At 70.2% G+C, this 14,662-nt stretch carries 12 protein-coding genes; 11 read left to right on the forward strand and 1 reads right to left on the reverse strand.

The window, feature by feature from the left end; genetic code table 11:
* The first annotated feature begins 106 nt into the window (after positions 1 to 106).
* Positions 107 to 1,111 carry a LysR family transcriptional regulator gene (locus tag RSP_RS19920; RefSeq protein WP_011331266.1) on the forward strand — a complete coding sequence of 335 codons (1,005 nt, stop codon included), beginning with the start codon at positions 107 to 109 and terminating at the stop codon, positions 1,109 to 1,111.
* A gap of 406 nt (positions 1,112 to 1,517) precedes the next feature.
* Positions 1,518 to 2,453, forward strand: coding sequence for a GGDEF domain-containing protein (locus RSP_RS19925; protein ID WP_011331267.1), 936 nt, complete (start codon positions 1,518 to 1,520; stop codon positions 2,451 to 2,453).
* Between the two features lie 85 nt (positions 2,454 to 2,538).
* Here the strand turns inward: RSP_RS19925 and pdxR are convergent, their stop codons facing one another.
* Complete coding sequence (gene pdxR, locus RSP_RS19930) at positions 2,539 to 4,008, reverse strand: MocR-like pyridoxine biosynthesis transcription factor PdxR (RefSeq protein ID WP_011331268.1); 1,470 nt, start codon at positions 4,006 to 4,008, stop codon at positions 2,539 to 2,541.
* Between the two features lie 109 nt (positions 4,009 to 4,117).
* Here pdxR and RSP_RS19935 point away from each other — a divergent pair, with 109 nt between their 5' ends.
* The 9 genes from RSP_RS19935 (at position 4,118) to RSP_RS19975 (ending at position 14,637) form a co-directional block, all read left to right on the forward strand.
* Positions 4,118 to 5,119 carry a TRAP transporter substrate-binding protein gene (locus RSP_RS19935; protein ID WP_009565859.1) on the forward strand — a complete coding sequence of 334 codons (1,002 nt, stop codon included), beginning with the start codon at positions 4,118 to 4,120 and terminating at the stop codon, positions 5,117 to 5,119.
* A gap of 52 nt (positions 5,120 to 5,171) precedes the next feature.
* Complete coding sequence (locus RSP_RS19940) at positions 5,172 to 5,732, forward strand: TRAP transporter small permease (protein WP_002724859.1); 561 nt, start codon at positions 5,172 to 5,174, stop codon at positions 5,730 to 5,732.
* Positions 5,732 to 7,072: a TRAP transporter large permease gene (locus RSP_RS19945; protein WP_011331270.1), complete on the forward strand. Its 1,341-nt coding sequence runs from the start codon at positions 5,732 to 5,734 to the stop codon at positions 7,070 to 7,072. Before RSP_RS19940 ends, RSP_RS19945 begins: the two co-directional genes overlap by 1 nt.
* A gap of 17 nt (positions 7,073 to 7,089) precedes the next feature.
* On the forward strand, positions 7,090 to 7,485 hold the full coding sequence (locus RSP_RS19950; protein ID WP_011331271.1) for a nuclear transport factor 2 family protein: 396 nt from the start codon (positions 7,090 to 7,092) through the stop codon (positions 7,483 to 7,485).
* Between the two features lie 6 nt (positions 7,486 to 7,491).
* Positions 7,492 to 8,880, forward strand: coding sequence for an NAD(P)/FAD-dependent oxidoreductase (locus tag RSP_RS19955; RefSeq protein WP_011331272.1), 1,389 nt, complete (start codon positions 7,492 to 7,494; stop codon positions 8,878 to 8,880).
* A 12-nt stretch (positions 8,881 to 8,892) separates the two neighbouring features.
* A complete protein-coding gene (gene xsc / locus RSP_RS19960; protein WP_011331273.1) occupies positions 8,893 to 10,674 on the forward strand; it encodes a sulfoacetaldehyde acetyltransferase in 1,782 nt (593 codons plus the stop codon).
* 279 nt (positions 10,675 to 10,953) lie between these two features.
* On the forward strand, positions 10,954 to 11,973 hold the full coding sequence (locus tag RSP_RS19965) for a YeiH family protein (RefSeq protein WP_011331274.1): 1,020 nt from the start codon (positions 10,954 to 10,956) through the stop codon (positions 11,971 to 11,973).
* A 9-nt stretch (positions 11,974 to 11,982) separates the two neighbouring features.
* Positions 11,983 to 12,981 carry a phosphate acetyltransferase gene (pta, locus tag RSP_RS19970; RefSeq protein WP_011331275.1) on the forward strand — a complete coding sequence of 333 codons (999 nt, stop codon included), beginning with the start codon at positions 11,983 to 11,985 and terminating at the stop codon, positions 12,979 to 12,981.
* Between the two features lie 102 nt (positions 12,982 to 13,083).
* Complete coding sequence (locus RSP_RS19975) at positions 13,084 to 14,637, forward strand: trimethylamine methyltransferase family protein (RefSeq protein WP_011331276.1); 1,554 nt, start codon at positions 13,084 to 13,086, stop codon at positions 14,635 to 14,637.
* The last annotated feature ends 25 nt before the right edge of the window (positions 14,638 to 14,662 follow it).

Raw genomic sequence — 14,662 nt, forward strand, 5'->3', positions numbered from 1 at the left:
AAACATTCATTCGTTTCGTATCGAGTTGACTCATTAGTGAAGTCACGCGCAGATGGTGCCGTTGCGCGGGCCGGGCGAGGCGGCTCGGCGCCTGAGGGAGGACAGCATGACAAGATCCAGCACCGGCGCTGCGGCGATCCCATCCGCAGCGCCGCCTGCCTCCGCTGGCGCGAGATCGGCTGAGGCGGCTCCGGCGCGGGGCCGCGGGGGGCTCGCCTATGCCGAGATGAACCCGCGGCAGCTGTGGCATTTCGAGACGCTGGCGCAGATGGGCTCGGGGACGGCGGCCGCGCGCTATCTCGGCATCTCGCCCTCGGCGCTGGCCCAGAGCATCGCGCGGCTCGAAGGCGAGCTCGGGCTCGATGTCTTCGACCGCAGCACGCGGCCCGCGCGGCTGACCGAGGCGGGGCAGCTGTTGCTGGACTATGTGGCGCGTTTCGCGGCCGAGACCGAGGCGCTGCGGGAGCGGTTCGCGCAGGAGCGCGGCGAGCAGAGCGGCATCCTGCGGATCGGCTGCGGGCCGCGCTGGATGGTCGACATCATCCCGCGCGCGGTCGAGGCCTTCCTGCGGCTCTATCCCGCGATGCGGGTCGCCATCGTGGCCGACCAGATGACGCGGCTCGCCCAGCGGCTCGAGGACCGGCAGATCGCGCTGATGTTCGGCACGATCGACATGGTGCGCCACTACACGCACCACGAGGTGATCGAGATGAAGGCGGACCGCTTCACCATCGTGGCGCGCTCGTCGCATCCGCTGCACGGGAAGGGCGCCCTGTCGCTGGCCGAGCTCGCGCGGGAGCGGTGGATCTTCAGCGATCCCTCCTCCTCCTCGTCGGTGGCGCTGCGCGAACTGCTGCGGCGCACGGGTCTCGCGCCCATCGTGCCGACGGTCGAGCTGTCGGACACGCTGGCGGTGGCGGCGATGCTGCGGCGGACGGATCTTCTGGCCATCGTCAGCGCCTCGACGGTGCGCACCCTCGACGAGATCGAGGCGCTGCCCATCGACTTCCAGCTGCCCGAGAGCCGCTCGGGCGTGATCCGGCTGCGCGACCGCAGCCTGAGCGCGGCCGAAAGCGCCTTCATCGACGAGGTTCAGCGCACGTTCCTGTGATCGAGCTGCCGATGCGGTGAGGGCCGCAGCGGGATCCGCCGCGCCGCGGAGGCGATGACGCGCGGGCCCTCCGGGGAGCGCATCGGCGCGCGCGCGGGGCCGCCGGCCGCCTGCGCCGGGCGGAAATCGGCCCGGATCGCGCCTGTCGCCGGGCCCGGGGTCGATCGCGGCCGATCCTGCGGCATCGGCGAGGCGGCCGGGACCGGGGCGGCGCATCTTCTTCTTCCTCTTCTTCTGGCGAAAGCCGCATCTTTTGGGGTGGGGCCAGCCGTGCTACTGCGGCGACGGCCTTCGGATCCGGCGCGGTCGCGCCGGAGGGGGCCGGCGACCCGGCGCGGCAGGTCTGGGACGATCCGGGGCCGTGCGGCCCGAGGGCCGCCCGCGGAGGATCGAGGGGAAGAGGCGGATGAGCGAGGCTATACGAAGGGCGGAGGCCATCGACTTCGGACCCGACGCGCAGGATCTGCTCTGGCTGTCGCAGGATCCGGTCGCGGTCTTCGATGCCGAAGACCGGCTCCGCGCCGCCAATCCGGCCTATTGCGCGACCTTCGGCTGCGATCCGGCCGAGGCGCCCTCGTGGCGCCAGATCATGCGGCGCAATCACGCGATGCGGCAGGGCGCGCTGATCGTCACCGAGGATTTCGAGGGCTGGCTTGCGGCGGCGGCCGCGAGTCGCGGCCGGGTGCCCTTCCGCGCCTACGAGGCCGCGCTCCACGACGGGCGCTGGATCTGGATCACCGAGACCACGGCGCCCGACGGGCGGATGCTCGTCCATGCGACCGATGTGACGCGGCTGCGCTCGGAGAGCCTTGCGCTGCGCAGCGAGCGGGATGCGGCGCAGCGGGCCTCCTGGACCGATCCGCTGACCGGGGTGCCGAACCGGCGCTTCGTGATGGATCATCTGGAACGCTGGCTGGATCAGCAGCCCCGCCACGGCACCTTCGGCACCCATGCGCTGGCGGTGATGGACCTCGACCGGTTCAAGCAGGTGAACGACCTCTATGGCCATACGGCGGGCGATGCGGTGCTGGTCTCCTTCTGCCGCATCACGACGGACAGCATCCGCTCCGTCGACCTGTTCGGCCGGTTCGGCGGCGAGGAATTCGTGCTGTTCATGCCGAACTGTCCGCTGGAGACCGCGCAGGCGCGGCTCGAGCGGCTGCAGGAGGCGCTGGCTGTGGCGGTGGTCTCGCCCGATCTGCCCGCGCTGCGCTGCACCTTCTCGGCCGGGCTCGTCGCGATGCGGCGCGACAAGGACGTGCATCACGCGATCCGCCGCGCCGACCGGCTGCTCTACCGCGCCAAGGCCGACGGACGGGCCTGCGTGCGGGCGGAGATATGAGGCAGGGGAGCGCCCGGAGGCGGGCCGTCCCGGGGGGCGGGGCCGGGTGGACGACGCGCGGTGCCTGCGGCCGGAGCGCGGCGGATCAGGCGCGCTCGCGGGCGGCGCGGTCGATCAGGGCGATCCCCTCGGGGATCCGTTCGGCCGAGATCGTGGCATAGCCCAGCCGGAAGACCGGGCAGCGCGCGGGGGGTGTCTCGAAGAAGACCGAGCCCGGCTCGATCAGCACGCTGTCGGCATGGAGCCGCGCGGCCAGCGCCTCGCTGTCGGTGCCCTCGGCGCTGACCCAGACGCTGGAGCCGCCCTGCACCGCCGCCCCCTCGATCCTGAGGCTCGAGGCCGCCAGCGCCTCCTCGAGCACGCGGCGGCGGGCCTTCAGCGTCTGGCGCAGCCGCACGATATGGGCGTCGTAATGGCCGAGCGCGAGGAAATAGGCGGTGATGCGCTGCAGATGGCTCGGCGGATGGCGCAGGATCATGGCGCGCAGCGCCCGCGCCCGGGCGATGAAGGGGGCAGGGGCCACCATGTAGCCGATGCGCAGGCCCGGAAAGAGCGATTTCGAGAAGCTGCCGATGTAGATCACCCGCCCCGATCCGTCGAGCGACTTCAACGCCGGGGCGGGCGGCGCGAGATAGGACATCTCGAAATCGTAATCGTCCTCGATGATGAGCGCGTCGAGCTCTTCCGCGCGGCGCAGAAGCTCCTGCCGGCGGGCCAGCGGCATGGTGGCGCCGGTGGGGATGTGATGGCTCGGCGTGGCGATCACGAGGCGCGTGGCCTCGGGCAGCCGCGCCGGATCGAGGCCCATCGCATCGACCGGCAGGAAGTGGATCGGGCTGCTGGCGCGGCGCAGCGTCTCGGCGAAGTCGGGATAGCCCGGCTCTTCGGTCACGGCGAGCCGGTCGATCCGGGCCAGCAGCTCGACCGCCAGATAGAGCGCGTTCTGCGCGCCGAGCGTGACCAGCACCTCGTCGGGCTCGGCCTGAAAGCCGCGGCGGGGCAGGGTGTTCGAGCAGATGTAATCGACGAGCAGCGGATCGTCGGCGCCGTAGCGGTCGGCCGCGAGATCCGAGAAGTCGCGCGTGCCGAGCGCGCGGCGCGCGCAGTCGCGCCAGGCGTGATGGTCGAAGAGGGCGGGATCGACCTGCCCGAAGATGAACGGATAGCGGAAGGCGCGCCAGTTCGAGGGCTTGCGGATCACGCGGCGCGGCTGGTCGTGCTCGGCCCACCAGTCCTCCCAGCGCACGAGGCCTGCCCGCGTGCGGGCGCCCGCCACCGGCTCCATCCGGCGATGCGGCACGGTGGCCGCGACCGCGATGCCGGAGCGGGGCAGGGCCTCGAGATAGCCCTGGCTGATGAGATCCTGATAGACGAGCGTCACCGTCATCCGCGACACGCCCAGACCTTGGGCGAGGCGGCGGCTCGAGGGCAGGCGCGCGCCGGGGCGGGCGCGGGATTCGAGGATGGCGCGCACCACCGCCGCCGCGAGACGCCCCTGCAGCGTCGGCGCATCGTCGCGCAGGAAGATCGCCTCGATCGGGATCCGGCTCTGCATCTGGACCTACATTCGCTCTGAACTGGACATATCCGAGCGGGATCGCTGCGGCAATATGTCGTCATGGATTCGCCACAAGAGCGAGCCGCCAACAGAGAGAGAGACCGAGATGACCCAAGCGCAGACATTCCTCGCCGGAACCGCCCTGGCCCTGCTGGCCGCCCTGCCGGCCTGGGCCGAAGAGTTCCGCATCGCCGTGGGCGATGGCGCGGGCGGCACGCAGGAGGCGCTCGGCAAGGCCTTCGTCGCGGCGCTCGAGAAGGAGTCGGGCGGCGAGATGACGGGCAAGCTGTTCCTGAACGGCCAGCTCGGCGACGAGCAGGACACGGTGACGGCCGCGGCTACCGGCACGCTCGACTTCTCGATCCTCGCGATCAACAACATCACGCCCTTCTCGCCCTCGGTGGGCACGCTGACGCTGCCCTATGTCATCCTGAGCCAGGAGGATGCCGAGACGGTCACGCAGGGCGAGGTCGGCCGGCAGATGATCGAGAAGACGGTCGAGGATGCGGGCGTGCGCATCATCGGCTGGGGCTATTCGGGCTTCCGGGTGCTGACCAATTCGAAGAAGCCCGTGGCCTCGGTCGAGGACATGCAGGGGCTGATCGTGCGCGTGCCCAAGAACGAGATCATGATCGAGACCTACAAGAGCTGGGGCATCAACCCCACGCCGATGGCTTGGGGCGAGACCTTCGCGGCGCTTCAGCAGAAGGTCGTGGACGGGCAGGACAATCCCTACATGACCGTCTATGCGATGAAGTTCGACGAGGTGCAGAAATATGTCACCGAGCTGCGCTACATCTTCTCGATCGAGCCGCTGATCGTGAGCGAGGCCCTGTTCGAGGGGCTGAGCGAGGAGAAGCAGGCGCAGATCCTCGCCGCGGGCGAGGCGGCGACGCAGGCCTCCTCGGCCTTCCTGCGCGAGCAGGAGAGCCGGATCCGCGACGAGCTGGTGGCGCGCGGCATGGAGATCACGCCGCCCGCGGACGGCGAGAAGGGCTTCATCGAGCTGGCGACCGCGCAGGTCTGGCCCAAGTTCGCCGACCAGATCGGCGGCATCGAGGTGCTGAACGGCGTCTTGACCTCGCTCGGCCGGCCCACCGTCCAGTAACCGCCCGTCCCGTCCCGCGACGCATCTTCCAGCCCTCTGTCGGAGGTCTTCCATGCCTGCTGTCTGGTCGTTCCTGGACAGGTTCGAAAGCCATGTCTGCCGGGTGATCCTCGCCCTTTTCGTCACGCTGCTCTTCGTGCAGATCGTCGCCCGGCAGGCCTTCGGCTTCTCGATCACCTGGATCGAGGAACTGTCGGTCATCCTGTTCGTGTGGTTCGCCTATTTCGGGGCCGCCTATGCGGCCCGGATCGCGGCCCACAACCGGGTGTCGTTCCATCTGAACGCGCTGCCCCGCGCCAAGGCGCGCCTCGTCGAGGCGGTGGGCGACCTGTTCTGGATCGGCTTCAACCTCGTCTTCATCTGGCAGTCGGTCCAGTTCATCGACCGGCTGAAGCCCTTCGTGAAGGCGCAGACGCTGGGCTGGCAGATGCGCTACGTCTATCTCGTGCTGCCCATCGCCTTCGCGCTGATGACGCTGCGCATCCTGCAGGTCAATTACATGAAGCTCGTGCAGGGCGTCGATCCGCGCGACCCCGACCGCGCCGAGGTCGAGGACATGATGGAACTGGCCGAGGACGAGATCCGCCACTTCGACGCGCGGGGTCGCAAGTGATGGACGGCCTTTTGATCGAAATCCTGTTCGGGGCCTTCTTCGCCCTCATGCTTCTCGGCGCGCCGATCACCGTGGCGCTCGGCGTCTCGGCGCTGGCCGCCATGGTCTATCTGGGCGACAACCCGATCAAGATGGTGCAGATGGCCTGGTCCTCGGTGGGGTCCTTCCCGCTGATGGCGCTGCCCTCCTTCATCCTCGCCGGCGCGCTGATGGAGGCCGCGGGCCTGTCGCGGCGGCTCATTGCGGTGGCCGAAAGCCTCGCCGGTCCCTTCACGGGGGGCCTGTCGGCCGCGACGATCATGGCCTGCCTCTTCTTCGGCGCGATCTCGGGCTCGGGTCCGGCCACCACGGCGGCGGTGGGGATGCTGATGATCCCGGCCATGTCGCGGCAGGGCTACGGGCCGGGCTATGCGGCCTCGGTCACGGCGGCGGCGGGCGGGCTCGGGATCATCATCCCGCCCTCGATCCCGATGGTGATCTTCGGCATCTCGGCCATGGGGCTCGCCCCGCCGCCCGAGGCCATCGCGGCGCACGGTCCCTTCCAGTCGGTCTCGATCTCGAAGCTCTTCATCGCGGGCTTCGTGCCGGGGGTCATCATGGCGGGCGGGCTCCTTGTGATGAACTACATCCGCTGCCGGATGCGGGGTTTCCGCGGCTCGGCCGCGCCGCTCTCGGCCCGCAACGTGGCCCGCGCCTGCTATCAGGGCTTCTGGGCGCTGCTCGCCCCGGTCGTGATCCTCGGCGGCATCTATTCGGGCTTCTTCACCCCCACCGAGGCCGCCATCGTCGCGATCTTCTACACGCTCTTCGTCGGGATCTTCATCTACCGCGAGCTGGATCTGGCCGAGGTCATCAAGGCGCTCGACACGACCACCTGGCTGGCGGGGCGGGTGCTGCTCGTGCTCTTCGCGGCCACGATCTTCGGCCGGGTGCTGGTCGAGAACAACATTCCGGGCATCATCGCGGGCGGCGTTCTGGGGCTTACCACCAACATCCATGCGATCTGGGCCATGGTGATCGGGATGCTGCTCATCGTCGGCATGTTCATGGAGACGCTGGCCGCCATCATGATCCTCGTGCCGGTGATGCTGCCCGTGGCCTACATGGTGGGCATCGACCCGATCCACTTCGGGATCGTGATGATCTGCACGCTCTCTGTCGGCTTCCAGACCCCGCCGCTCGGCGAGAACCTCTTCATCGCCTCGGGCATCTCGGGCGTCTCGATCGAGCGGATCAGCCTGCGCGCGCTGCCCTTCGCGGCCGCGTCGGTCACCGCAATCTTCATCATCGCCAGCTTCCCCGAGCTTGCCCTCTGGCTGCCCCGGGCGATGGGCTACTAGTTCCAAGGAGACGTTCCATGTCGACCCCTCTCACCGCCAGCGATCTGGCGGCCCTCTTCGACGCCTTCAACCGCCACGACATCGACGCCGTCATGGCCCCCTTCGCCGAGGATTGCGTGTTCTACACGGTGGCGGGCGAGGCCGAGCACGGCACCCGGATCGAGGGCCGCGAGGCCATCGCCCGCGCCTTCACCGGGGTCTGGACCGCGATGCCGGACGTGCAATGGGCCGACCACAGCCACTTCCTGTCCGAGGACGGCACCCGCGGCGTGAGCCAGTGGACCTTCCGCGCCACCAACCCCGACGGCACGCGGATCGAGGTGCAGGGCGCGGACCTGTTCCGCATCGCGGACGGCCGGATCGTCGAGAAGCAGGCGCTCCGCAAGCAGCGCCCGTCGATCCCCGCCCGGTGATCCGCCATGAACGCCCTCGACAGACACCGGCCGGTGCCGTTCGATCCCCTCTACGATCCGATGACGGCGCGCAGCCTCGGGCCCGGCAGCGCCTATGCGCCGACCTACTGGATCGGCACGGCGGGGCCCGCCCCCGCCGATGACGGTCCCGTGACGCGGGACATGGATGTGGATGTGGCGGTGATCGGCTCGGGCTACACCGGCCTTTCGACCGCGCTCCATCTGGCGCGAGAGCACGGGATCCGCGCCACGGTGCTCGAGGCCAACGGCGTGGCCTACGGCTGCTCGACCCGCAACGGCGGTCAGGCCCAGATCAGTGCGGGCCGGCTGAAGCGCAGCCAGTGGATCGAGCGTTGGGGCCTCGATGTGGCGCGCGGGATGCATGGCGAGATGGTCGAGGCCTTCGCCCTGTTCCGCGGCCTGCTGCGCGATCCCGCCATCGACTGCGAGCCGCAGGACGGCGGCCATTACTACATCGCCCACAAGGCGGGCGTGCTGCCCGCGCTGGAGAAGGAGGCGGCGCTTCTGCGCGAGCGGTTCGGCTATGACGCACGGATGCTCTCGCGCGAGGAGCTGTTCCGCACCGCAGTGCGCGATGCCGAGGCGCATGGCGCGCTGTGGGAGGCCGACGGAGTGGCGATCCACGCGGCGAAGCTCGCCTTCGGCTACCTCCGCGCCGCGCGCGGGCTGGGCGCCACGGTCCATCCCGACAGCCCGGTGCAGGGCTGGGAGCTGAAGGGGGGCGTGCATCACCTGCGCACGCCCGGCGGCACGGTGCGCGCCCGGCGCGTGGCGGTGGCCACGGCGGCCTATGCTACGCGGTCGCTGCACGGGCGGCTGCGCGACCGGCTGATGCCGATCCTGTCGAACAGCGTGGTCACGCGGGTTCTGACCCCGGCCGAACTCGAGGCCGTGGGCATCCGCACCGGCTCGCCCCTGACCGACACCCGCACGCTGCGCCACTATTACCGGCTGCTGCCCGACAACCGGCTTCAGATCGGCTCGCGGGCGGCGATCACCGGGCGCGATGCGGCCAACCCTGCGCATCTCGATGCGCTGCGCGCCGCGATCGGCCGCAAGTTCCCGACGCTGCGCGGCGTCGAGCTCGACTACAGCTGGTGGGGCTGGGTCGATGTGAGCCACGACATGATGCCCCGCATCACCGCCGTGCCGGACGTGCCGGGCATGTTCTACGCGCTCGGCTACGGCGGCAACGGCGTGATGTATTCCGCCATGGCCGGGCGGAGGCTCGCACAGCTGGTGGCTGGCGAGGCCGTGCCGCGCCTGCCGATCTTTCAGACCGAACTGCCCCACGAGGGCTGGAAGACGCCGTTCCGGCGTCTCGGCCAGTGGGGTCTCTATCACCTCTATCACTATCGCGACGAGCGCGGATAAGGAGCCAACGCCATGAGAATGACCACCGAAGAGGCCTTCGTGAAGGTCCTGCAGATGCACGGCATCGAACATGCGTTCGGGATCATCGGCTCGGCCATGATGCCGGTGTCGGATCTGTTCCCGAAGGCCGGGATCACCTTCTGGGATTGCGCCCACGAGACGAACGCGGGCCTGATGGCCGATGGCTTCACCCGCTCGACGGGCAAGATGTCGATGGCCATCGCCCAGAACGGCCCCGGCGTCACCGGCTTCGTGACGCCGGTCAAGACCGCCTACTGGAACCATACGCCGCTTCTGCTGGTGACGCCGCAGGCGGCCAACAAGACCATCGGGCAGGGCGGCTTCCAGGAGATGGAGCAGATGCGGCTCTTTGCCGATTGCGTCTGCTATCAGGAGGAGGTGCGCGACGCCTCGCGCATCCCCGAGGTGCTGAACCGGGTGATCCTGCAGGCCTGGCGCAACAGCGCGCCGGCGCAGATCAACATTCCCCGGGACATGTGGACCCAGGTCATCGATGTCGAGCTGCCGCAGATCGTGGCCTTCGAGCGGCCCGCGGGCGGCGAGGAGGCGGTGGCCGAGGCGGCGCGGCTTCTGTCGGGGGCGCGCTTCCCGGTGATCCTCTCCGGGGCGGGCGTGGTGCTCTCGGGCGCGATCCCGGATCTCGCGCGGCTGGCCGAGCGGCTCGACGCGCCGGTGGCCTCGAACTACCAGCACAACGACAGCTTCCCCGGCAGCCATCCGCTCGCCGTGGGCCCTCTGGGCTACAACGGCTCGAAGGCCGCGATGGAGCTGATCGCCCGCGCCGACGTGGTGCTGGCGCTCGGCACGCGGCTCAATCCCTTCTCGACGCTGCCGGGCTACGGCATCGACTACTGGCCGCGCGAGGCCAGGATCATTCAGGTCGACATCAATGCCGACCGGATCGGGCTGACGAAGAAGGTCACCGTGGGCATTCAGGGCGATGCGGCCAAGGTGGCGCGCGCGATCCTGGCCCAGCTGGGCGAGGGCGCGGGCGATGCGGGCCGCGAGGAGCGGCGGCATCTCGTGGCGCAGACCAAGTCGCGGTGGGCGCAGGAGCTGTCGAGCCTCGACCATGAAGAGGACGATCCGGGCACCGAATGGAACGCGGGCGCGCGCACGCGCGATGCCGATCTGATGAGCCCGCGGCAGGCCTGGCGCGCGATCATGCAGGCGGTGCCGGCCGAGGCCATCGTCTCGTCCGACATCGGCAACAACTGCGCCATCGGCAACGCCTATCCGAGCTTCGAGGCCGGGCGGAAATATCTGGCGCCGGGTCTCTTCGGCCCTTGCGGTTACGGCTTCCCGGCGATCCTCGGCGCCAAGATCGGCAATCCCGACACGCCGGTGATCGGCTTTGCGGGCGACGGCGCCTTCGGCATCTCGATGAACGAGATGACCGCCTGCGGCCGCGAGGACTGGCCCGCCATCACCATGGTGATCTTCCGCAACTACCAGTGGGGCGCGGAAAAGCGCAACACGACGCTGTGGTACGACAACAACTTCGTGGGCACCGAGCTCGACCGCGACACGAGCTATGCGGCCATCGCCCGGGCCTGCGGCGCGCATGGGGTGCAGGTGCGCAGCCAGTCCGAACTGACGGCGGCCTTGCACGAGGCGGTCGAGCGGCAGATGAAGGCGCGAGAGACCACCTTCATCGAGGTGCTGCTCAATCAGGAGCTGGGCGAGCCCTTCCGCCGCGACGCGATGAAGAAGCCGGTGGTGGTGGCGGGGATCGACCCGGCCGACATGCGCCCGCAGAAGGGCGCGGCCTGAGCTCTTGCCGGGGGCCGGCCCGGTCCGGCCCCTCTGCGACCCGCCCGACTGTCCGGCGCTGCCTGCCGGGCGGGCTTCTCCGGGCCTTCCGGCCTGCTGTTCCGGGGCGGGGCCGTCGCTCGATTGTCCGGCACTGCCTGCCGGGCAGGCTTCCTCGGGCCCCTGCGGCCTGCTCTTCCTGGCCTCGCCCGCCCGGGCGCGGCCGTTGCCCGCCTGTCCGGCTGCCGCCGGGCAGGCTTCTCCGGCCCCTGCCTTCGGGGCCCGCCTATCTGGAATGACATGATGACCCTGACCCTTGGCGCGGCGCGCCGGACGATTGCCGAAGCCTTTCCGGGCGTCGCCGTCTCGGCGCTGGTGGCGGCGACGGCGCAGTTCCTGTCGGAACATTACGGGGCGCCCGCGATGCTCATGGCGCTGCTTCTGGGCCTCGCGCTGAACTTCCTGTCCGAGGAGGGCACCCGCACCGCCCCGGGCGTGGCCTTCACCGCCCGCACCGTGCTGCGCCTCGGCGTGGCGCTTCTGGGGGCGCGGATCTCGGTCGAGATGCTGGCGGGCCTCGGGCCTGCGGCCATCGGGCTCGTGGTGGCGGGCGTGGTGCTGACCATCGGTTTCGGCCTCGCCGCCGCCCGGCTCGTGGGGCGCGACTGGAGCTTCGCGCTGCTCACCGGCGGGTCGGTCGCGATCTGCGGCGCCTCGGCGGCCATGGCAATCGCGGCGGTGCTGCCGCGCCATGCCCGCTCCGAGCGCGATCTGGCCTTCACGGTGCTGTCGGTCACGGTGCTCTCCACGGTGGCGATGGTGCTCTATCCGATGCTGTCGGGCCTCTTCGGCTTCACCCCGCGCGACAGCGGCGTCTTCCTCGGCGGCACGATCCACGATGTGGCGCAGGTGGTGGGGGCGGGCTTCTCCATCGGCCCCGAGACCGGCGAGACGGCGACGCTCGTCAAGCTCATCCGCGTGTCGATGCTGGCCCCCGTCGTGCTCTGCTTCTCGCTCGTGATCCGCGCCCGGGGGCTGGCCGAGCGCGAGGGCGGCAAGCGCCCGCCGCTGCTGCCCGGGTTCGTGCTGGGCTTTCTCGTGCTGGCGGCGCTGAATTCCGCCGGCCTCGTGCCGCCGGTTCTGGCCGACTGGGCGGGCGTGCTGAGCCGCTGGGCGCTGCTCATCGCCATCGCCGCGGTGGGCATCAAGACCTCGCTCGCGCGGATGCTCGACGTGGGCGGCGTGGCCATCGGCCTGATCGTGGCCGAAACGATCTTCCTCGGCGTCTTCGTCGTCGCCGGCCTGCATTTCCTGAGCTGAGGTTCCCCCATGAAGCCGCTCGAGCGCATCCTTGCCACGGCCCGCGCCCACCCGCGCCATATCCTGCTGCCCGAGGGTGAGGATCCGCGCGTGGCCCAAGCCGCGCGGCGCCTGACCGAGGAGGGGCTCGCGCGCGTGAGCCTGATGAACGGGCCCGAGATCGCGGGCGTGACCCGGATCTGCCCGGCCGAGGCGTCGGATCTGCCCGAGCTCGCCGACCGCTGGCACCTGATGCGGGCGGCCAAGGGCATGACCGGCGCGCAGGCGCTGATCGAGATGCGCGACCCGATCCGACAGGCCGCGATGCGGGTGCGGATGGGGCTGGCCGACGGGACGGTGGCGGGGGCTGTCGCCACCACCGCCGACACGGTGCGGGCCGCGCTGCAGATCATCGGCCGGGCCGAGGGCGCGCCGCTCGTCTCGAGCTTCTTTCTCATGCTCGCCTGCGAGGGCGGGGCGCCGATCCGGGGCGGGATGATCTTCGCCGACTGCGGGCTGGTGGTCGATCCCGACGCAGAAGGGCTCGCCGCCATCGCCCGCGCCTCGGCCGAGAGCTCCCGGACGCTTCTGGGCGAGGAGCCGCGGGTGGCGCTTCTGTCCTTCTCGACCGCCGGGTCGGCCGATCATCCGAGCCTCGGCAAGATCCGCGAGGCTTTGCGCCTGATCCGCGCGACCGATCCGACGCTGGAGGTGGATGGCGAGATCCAGTTCGACGCGGCGCTGGACGAGGCGATCCGCGCGCGGAAGGCGCCGGGCAGCCGGCTGACGGGGCGGCCCAACGTCTTCATCTTCCCCGATCTCGCCTCGGGCAACATCGGCTACAAGATCGCGCAGCGTCTGGGCGGGCTCGGCGCCGTGGGCCCGATCCTGCAGGGGCTCGCGCGGCCGGCGAACGACCTGTCGCGCGGCTGCACGGTCGAGGACATCGTCCATGCCGCGGCCATCACCGCGGTGCAGGCGGCCCCGGACCCCGCCGCCGCGCCCGAGGGGCTGGCCGCGGCGCGCTAGGCAGGCCGCGTCGTTTTTGATGCGGATCGCTTCGAATCCTCGACTGTGAGGAGGGGCGTTTCGCCTCCTACTCGGCGGGTGGCCGAGGGATGGAGGCGGGGCATGGGCGATCTTCCGGTGAGACAGGCGCGGGCCGGAGGGCGGGGCGCGCGCCGGGCGCTGCGGGCGGCGCCCGATCTGGCGATGCTGCCCGCGCTGAAGCGCGGCCTGCCCGACTGCGCGCCGATGTCGCCCGAGGAGGTCGAGCGCCTCGACGCGGCCTCGATGGCGATCCTCGAAGAGGTGGGCGTCGTCTTCCGCGATCCCATAGCCCTGGCCGACTGGAAGCGCGCGGGCGCCGACGTGCGGGGCGAGCGGGTGCATCTCGACCGCGGCCTCGTGCGGGCGCTGATCGCCACCATCCCCTCGGGCTGGACCTACCGGGCCCGGAACCCGGAGCGGAGCCTGCCTTTCGGCGGCCGGCACTCGATCTTCGTGCCGATGACCGGCGCGCCCTTCCTGCGCGATCTGGAGGACGTGCGCCGCTGGCCTACGCTCGCCGACCTCAACATGTTCCACAAGCTCGCGCACATGTCGCCCGCGCTGCATTCGACCGCGCACCATATCGTCGAGCCGATGGACAGGAAGGTGAGCCACCGCCACCTGCACATCACCTATTCCTCGATGAAATATTCGGACAAGACCTTCATGGGCATGACCACCAGCGGCAGGAATGCCGAGGATGTCCTGCAGATGTGCGAGATCCTGTTCGGGCGCGACGCGATGGAGGAGACGCCCGTCACCACCGGCAACTGCAACGGCAACTCGCCGCTCGTGTGGGACGAGACCATGCTGTCGGCGATGCGCGCCTTCTGCCGCCGGAACCAGCCGGTGCTCTGCTCGCCCTTCGTGCTGGGCGGGGCGAACACGCCCGCGTCCGTCGCGCCCGCCGTGGCGCAGCTCAATGCCGAGGCTCTGTCGGCGCTCGCCTATACGCAGGTGATCCGCAGGGGCTGCCCCGCGATCTACGGCCATTATCTCTCGACCGTCTCGATGAAATCCGGCGCGCCGATGGCGGGGACGCCCGAGATCAGCCTCATGAATTTCATGATCGGCCAGATGGCGCGCTTCTACGACGTGCCGTGGCGGACCTCGAACCTCTTGGGCGGAGCCAAGACCTTCGACGCGCAGGCGGGCTACGAGAGCGCCATGACGATGAATGCGGTTCTCCATGCGGGTGCCAACTACATCTGGCATTCGGCGGGCTGGAACGAGGCGGGGATGCATTGCTCGGTGGCGAAATTCGTGGTGGATGCCGAGATGTGCGCCATGGGCTACCGCATGGCCGAAGGGATCCGCTGGGACGATTTCGAGGCGGGCCTCGCCGCGGTGCGCGACGTGGGGCCGGGCGGGCATTACCTCGGCCACCCGCACACGCTGGAGAATTTCGAGCGCGCCTTCTTCCTGCCCAAGCTCTTCGACAACAGCTCGATCGAGCAATGGCAGGCCGAGGGCGCGGTCGAGATCACCGAGCGGGCGCTGGCCCATGCGCACAAGCTGCTCGCGGACTACGAGGAGCCGAAGCTCGATCCCGGCATCGACGAGGCGCTGCGGGATTACATCGCGCGGCGCGAGGCGGAGATCCCCGCCGAGGATGCGCTGAACACCGAATACTGATCTCCCCCCTGGCCGCCGATCCGGC

Source organism: Cereibacter sphaeroides 2.4.1, assembly GCF_000012905.2.
Classification (GTDB): Bacteria; Pseudomonadota; Alphaproteobacteria; order Rhodobacterales; family Rhodobacteraceae; genus Cereibacter_A; species Cereibacter_A sphaeroides.

What these genes read in the sequence shown, in the direction of transcription:
- RSP_RS19920 (WP_011331266.1), top strand. Translation starts at nt 107, where the DNA reads ATGACAAGATCCAGCACCGGCGCTGCGGCGATCCCATCCGCAGCGCCG.
- RSP_RS19925 (WP_011331267.1), top strand. Translation starts at nt 1,518, where the DNA reads ATGAGCGAGGCTATACGAAGGGCGGAGGCCATCGACTTCGGACCCGAC.
- pdxR (WP_011331268.1), bottom strand. Translation starts at nt 4,008, where the DNA reads ATGCAGAGCCGGATCCCGATCGAGGCGATCTTCCTGCGCGACGATGCG.
- RSP_RS19935 (WP_009565859.1), top strand. Translation starts at nt 4,118, where the DNA reads ATGACCCAAGCGCAGACATTCCTCGCCGGAACCGCCCTGGCCCTGCTG.
- RSP_RS19940 (WP_002724859.1), top strand. Translation starts at nt 5,172, where the DNA reads ATGCCTGCTGTCTGGTCGTTCCTGGACAGGTTCGAAAGCCATGTCTGC.
- RSP_RS19945 (WP_011331270.1), top strand. Translation starts at nt 5,732, where the DNA reads ATGGACGGCCTTTTGATCGAAATCCTGTTCGGGGCCTTCTTCGCCCTC.
- RSP_RS19950 (WP_011331271.1), top strand. Translation starts at nt 7,090, where the DNA reads ATGTCGACCCCTCTCACCGCCAGCGATCTGGCGGCCCTCTTCGACGCC.
- RSP_RS19955 (WP_011331272.1), top strand. Translation starts at nt 7,492, where the DNA reads ATGAACGCCCTCGACAGACACCGGCCGGTGCCGTTCGATCCCCTCTAC.
- xsc (WP_011331273.1), top strand. Translation starts at nt 8,893, where the DNA reads ATGAGAATGACCACCGAAGAGGCCTTCGTGAAGGTCCTGCAGATGCAC.
- RSP_RS19965 (WP_011331274.1), top strand. Translation starts at nt 10,954, where the DNA reads ATGATGACCCTGACCCTTGGCGCGGCGCGCCGGACGATTGCCGAAGCC.
- pta (WP_011331275.1), top strand. Translation starts at nt 11,983, where the DNA reads ATGAAGCCGCTCGAGCGCATCCTTGCCACGGCCCGCGCCCACCCGCGC.
- RSP_RS19975 (WP_011331276.1), top strand. Translation starts at nt 13,084, where the DNA reads ATGGGCGATCTTCCGGTGAGACAGGCGCGGGCCGGAGGGCGGGGCGCG.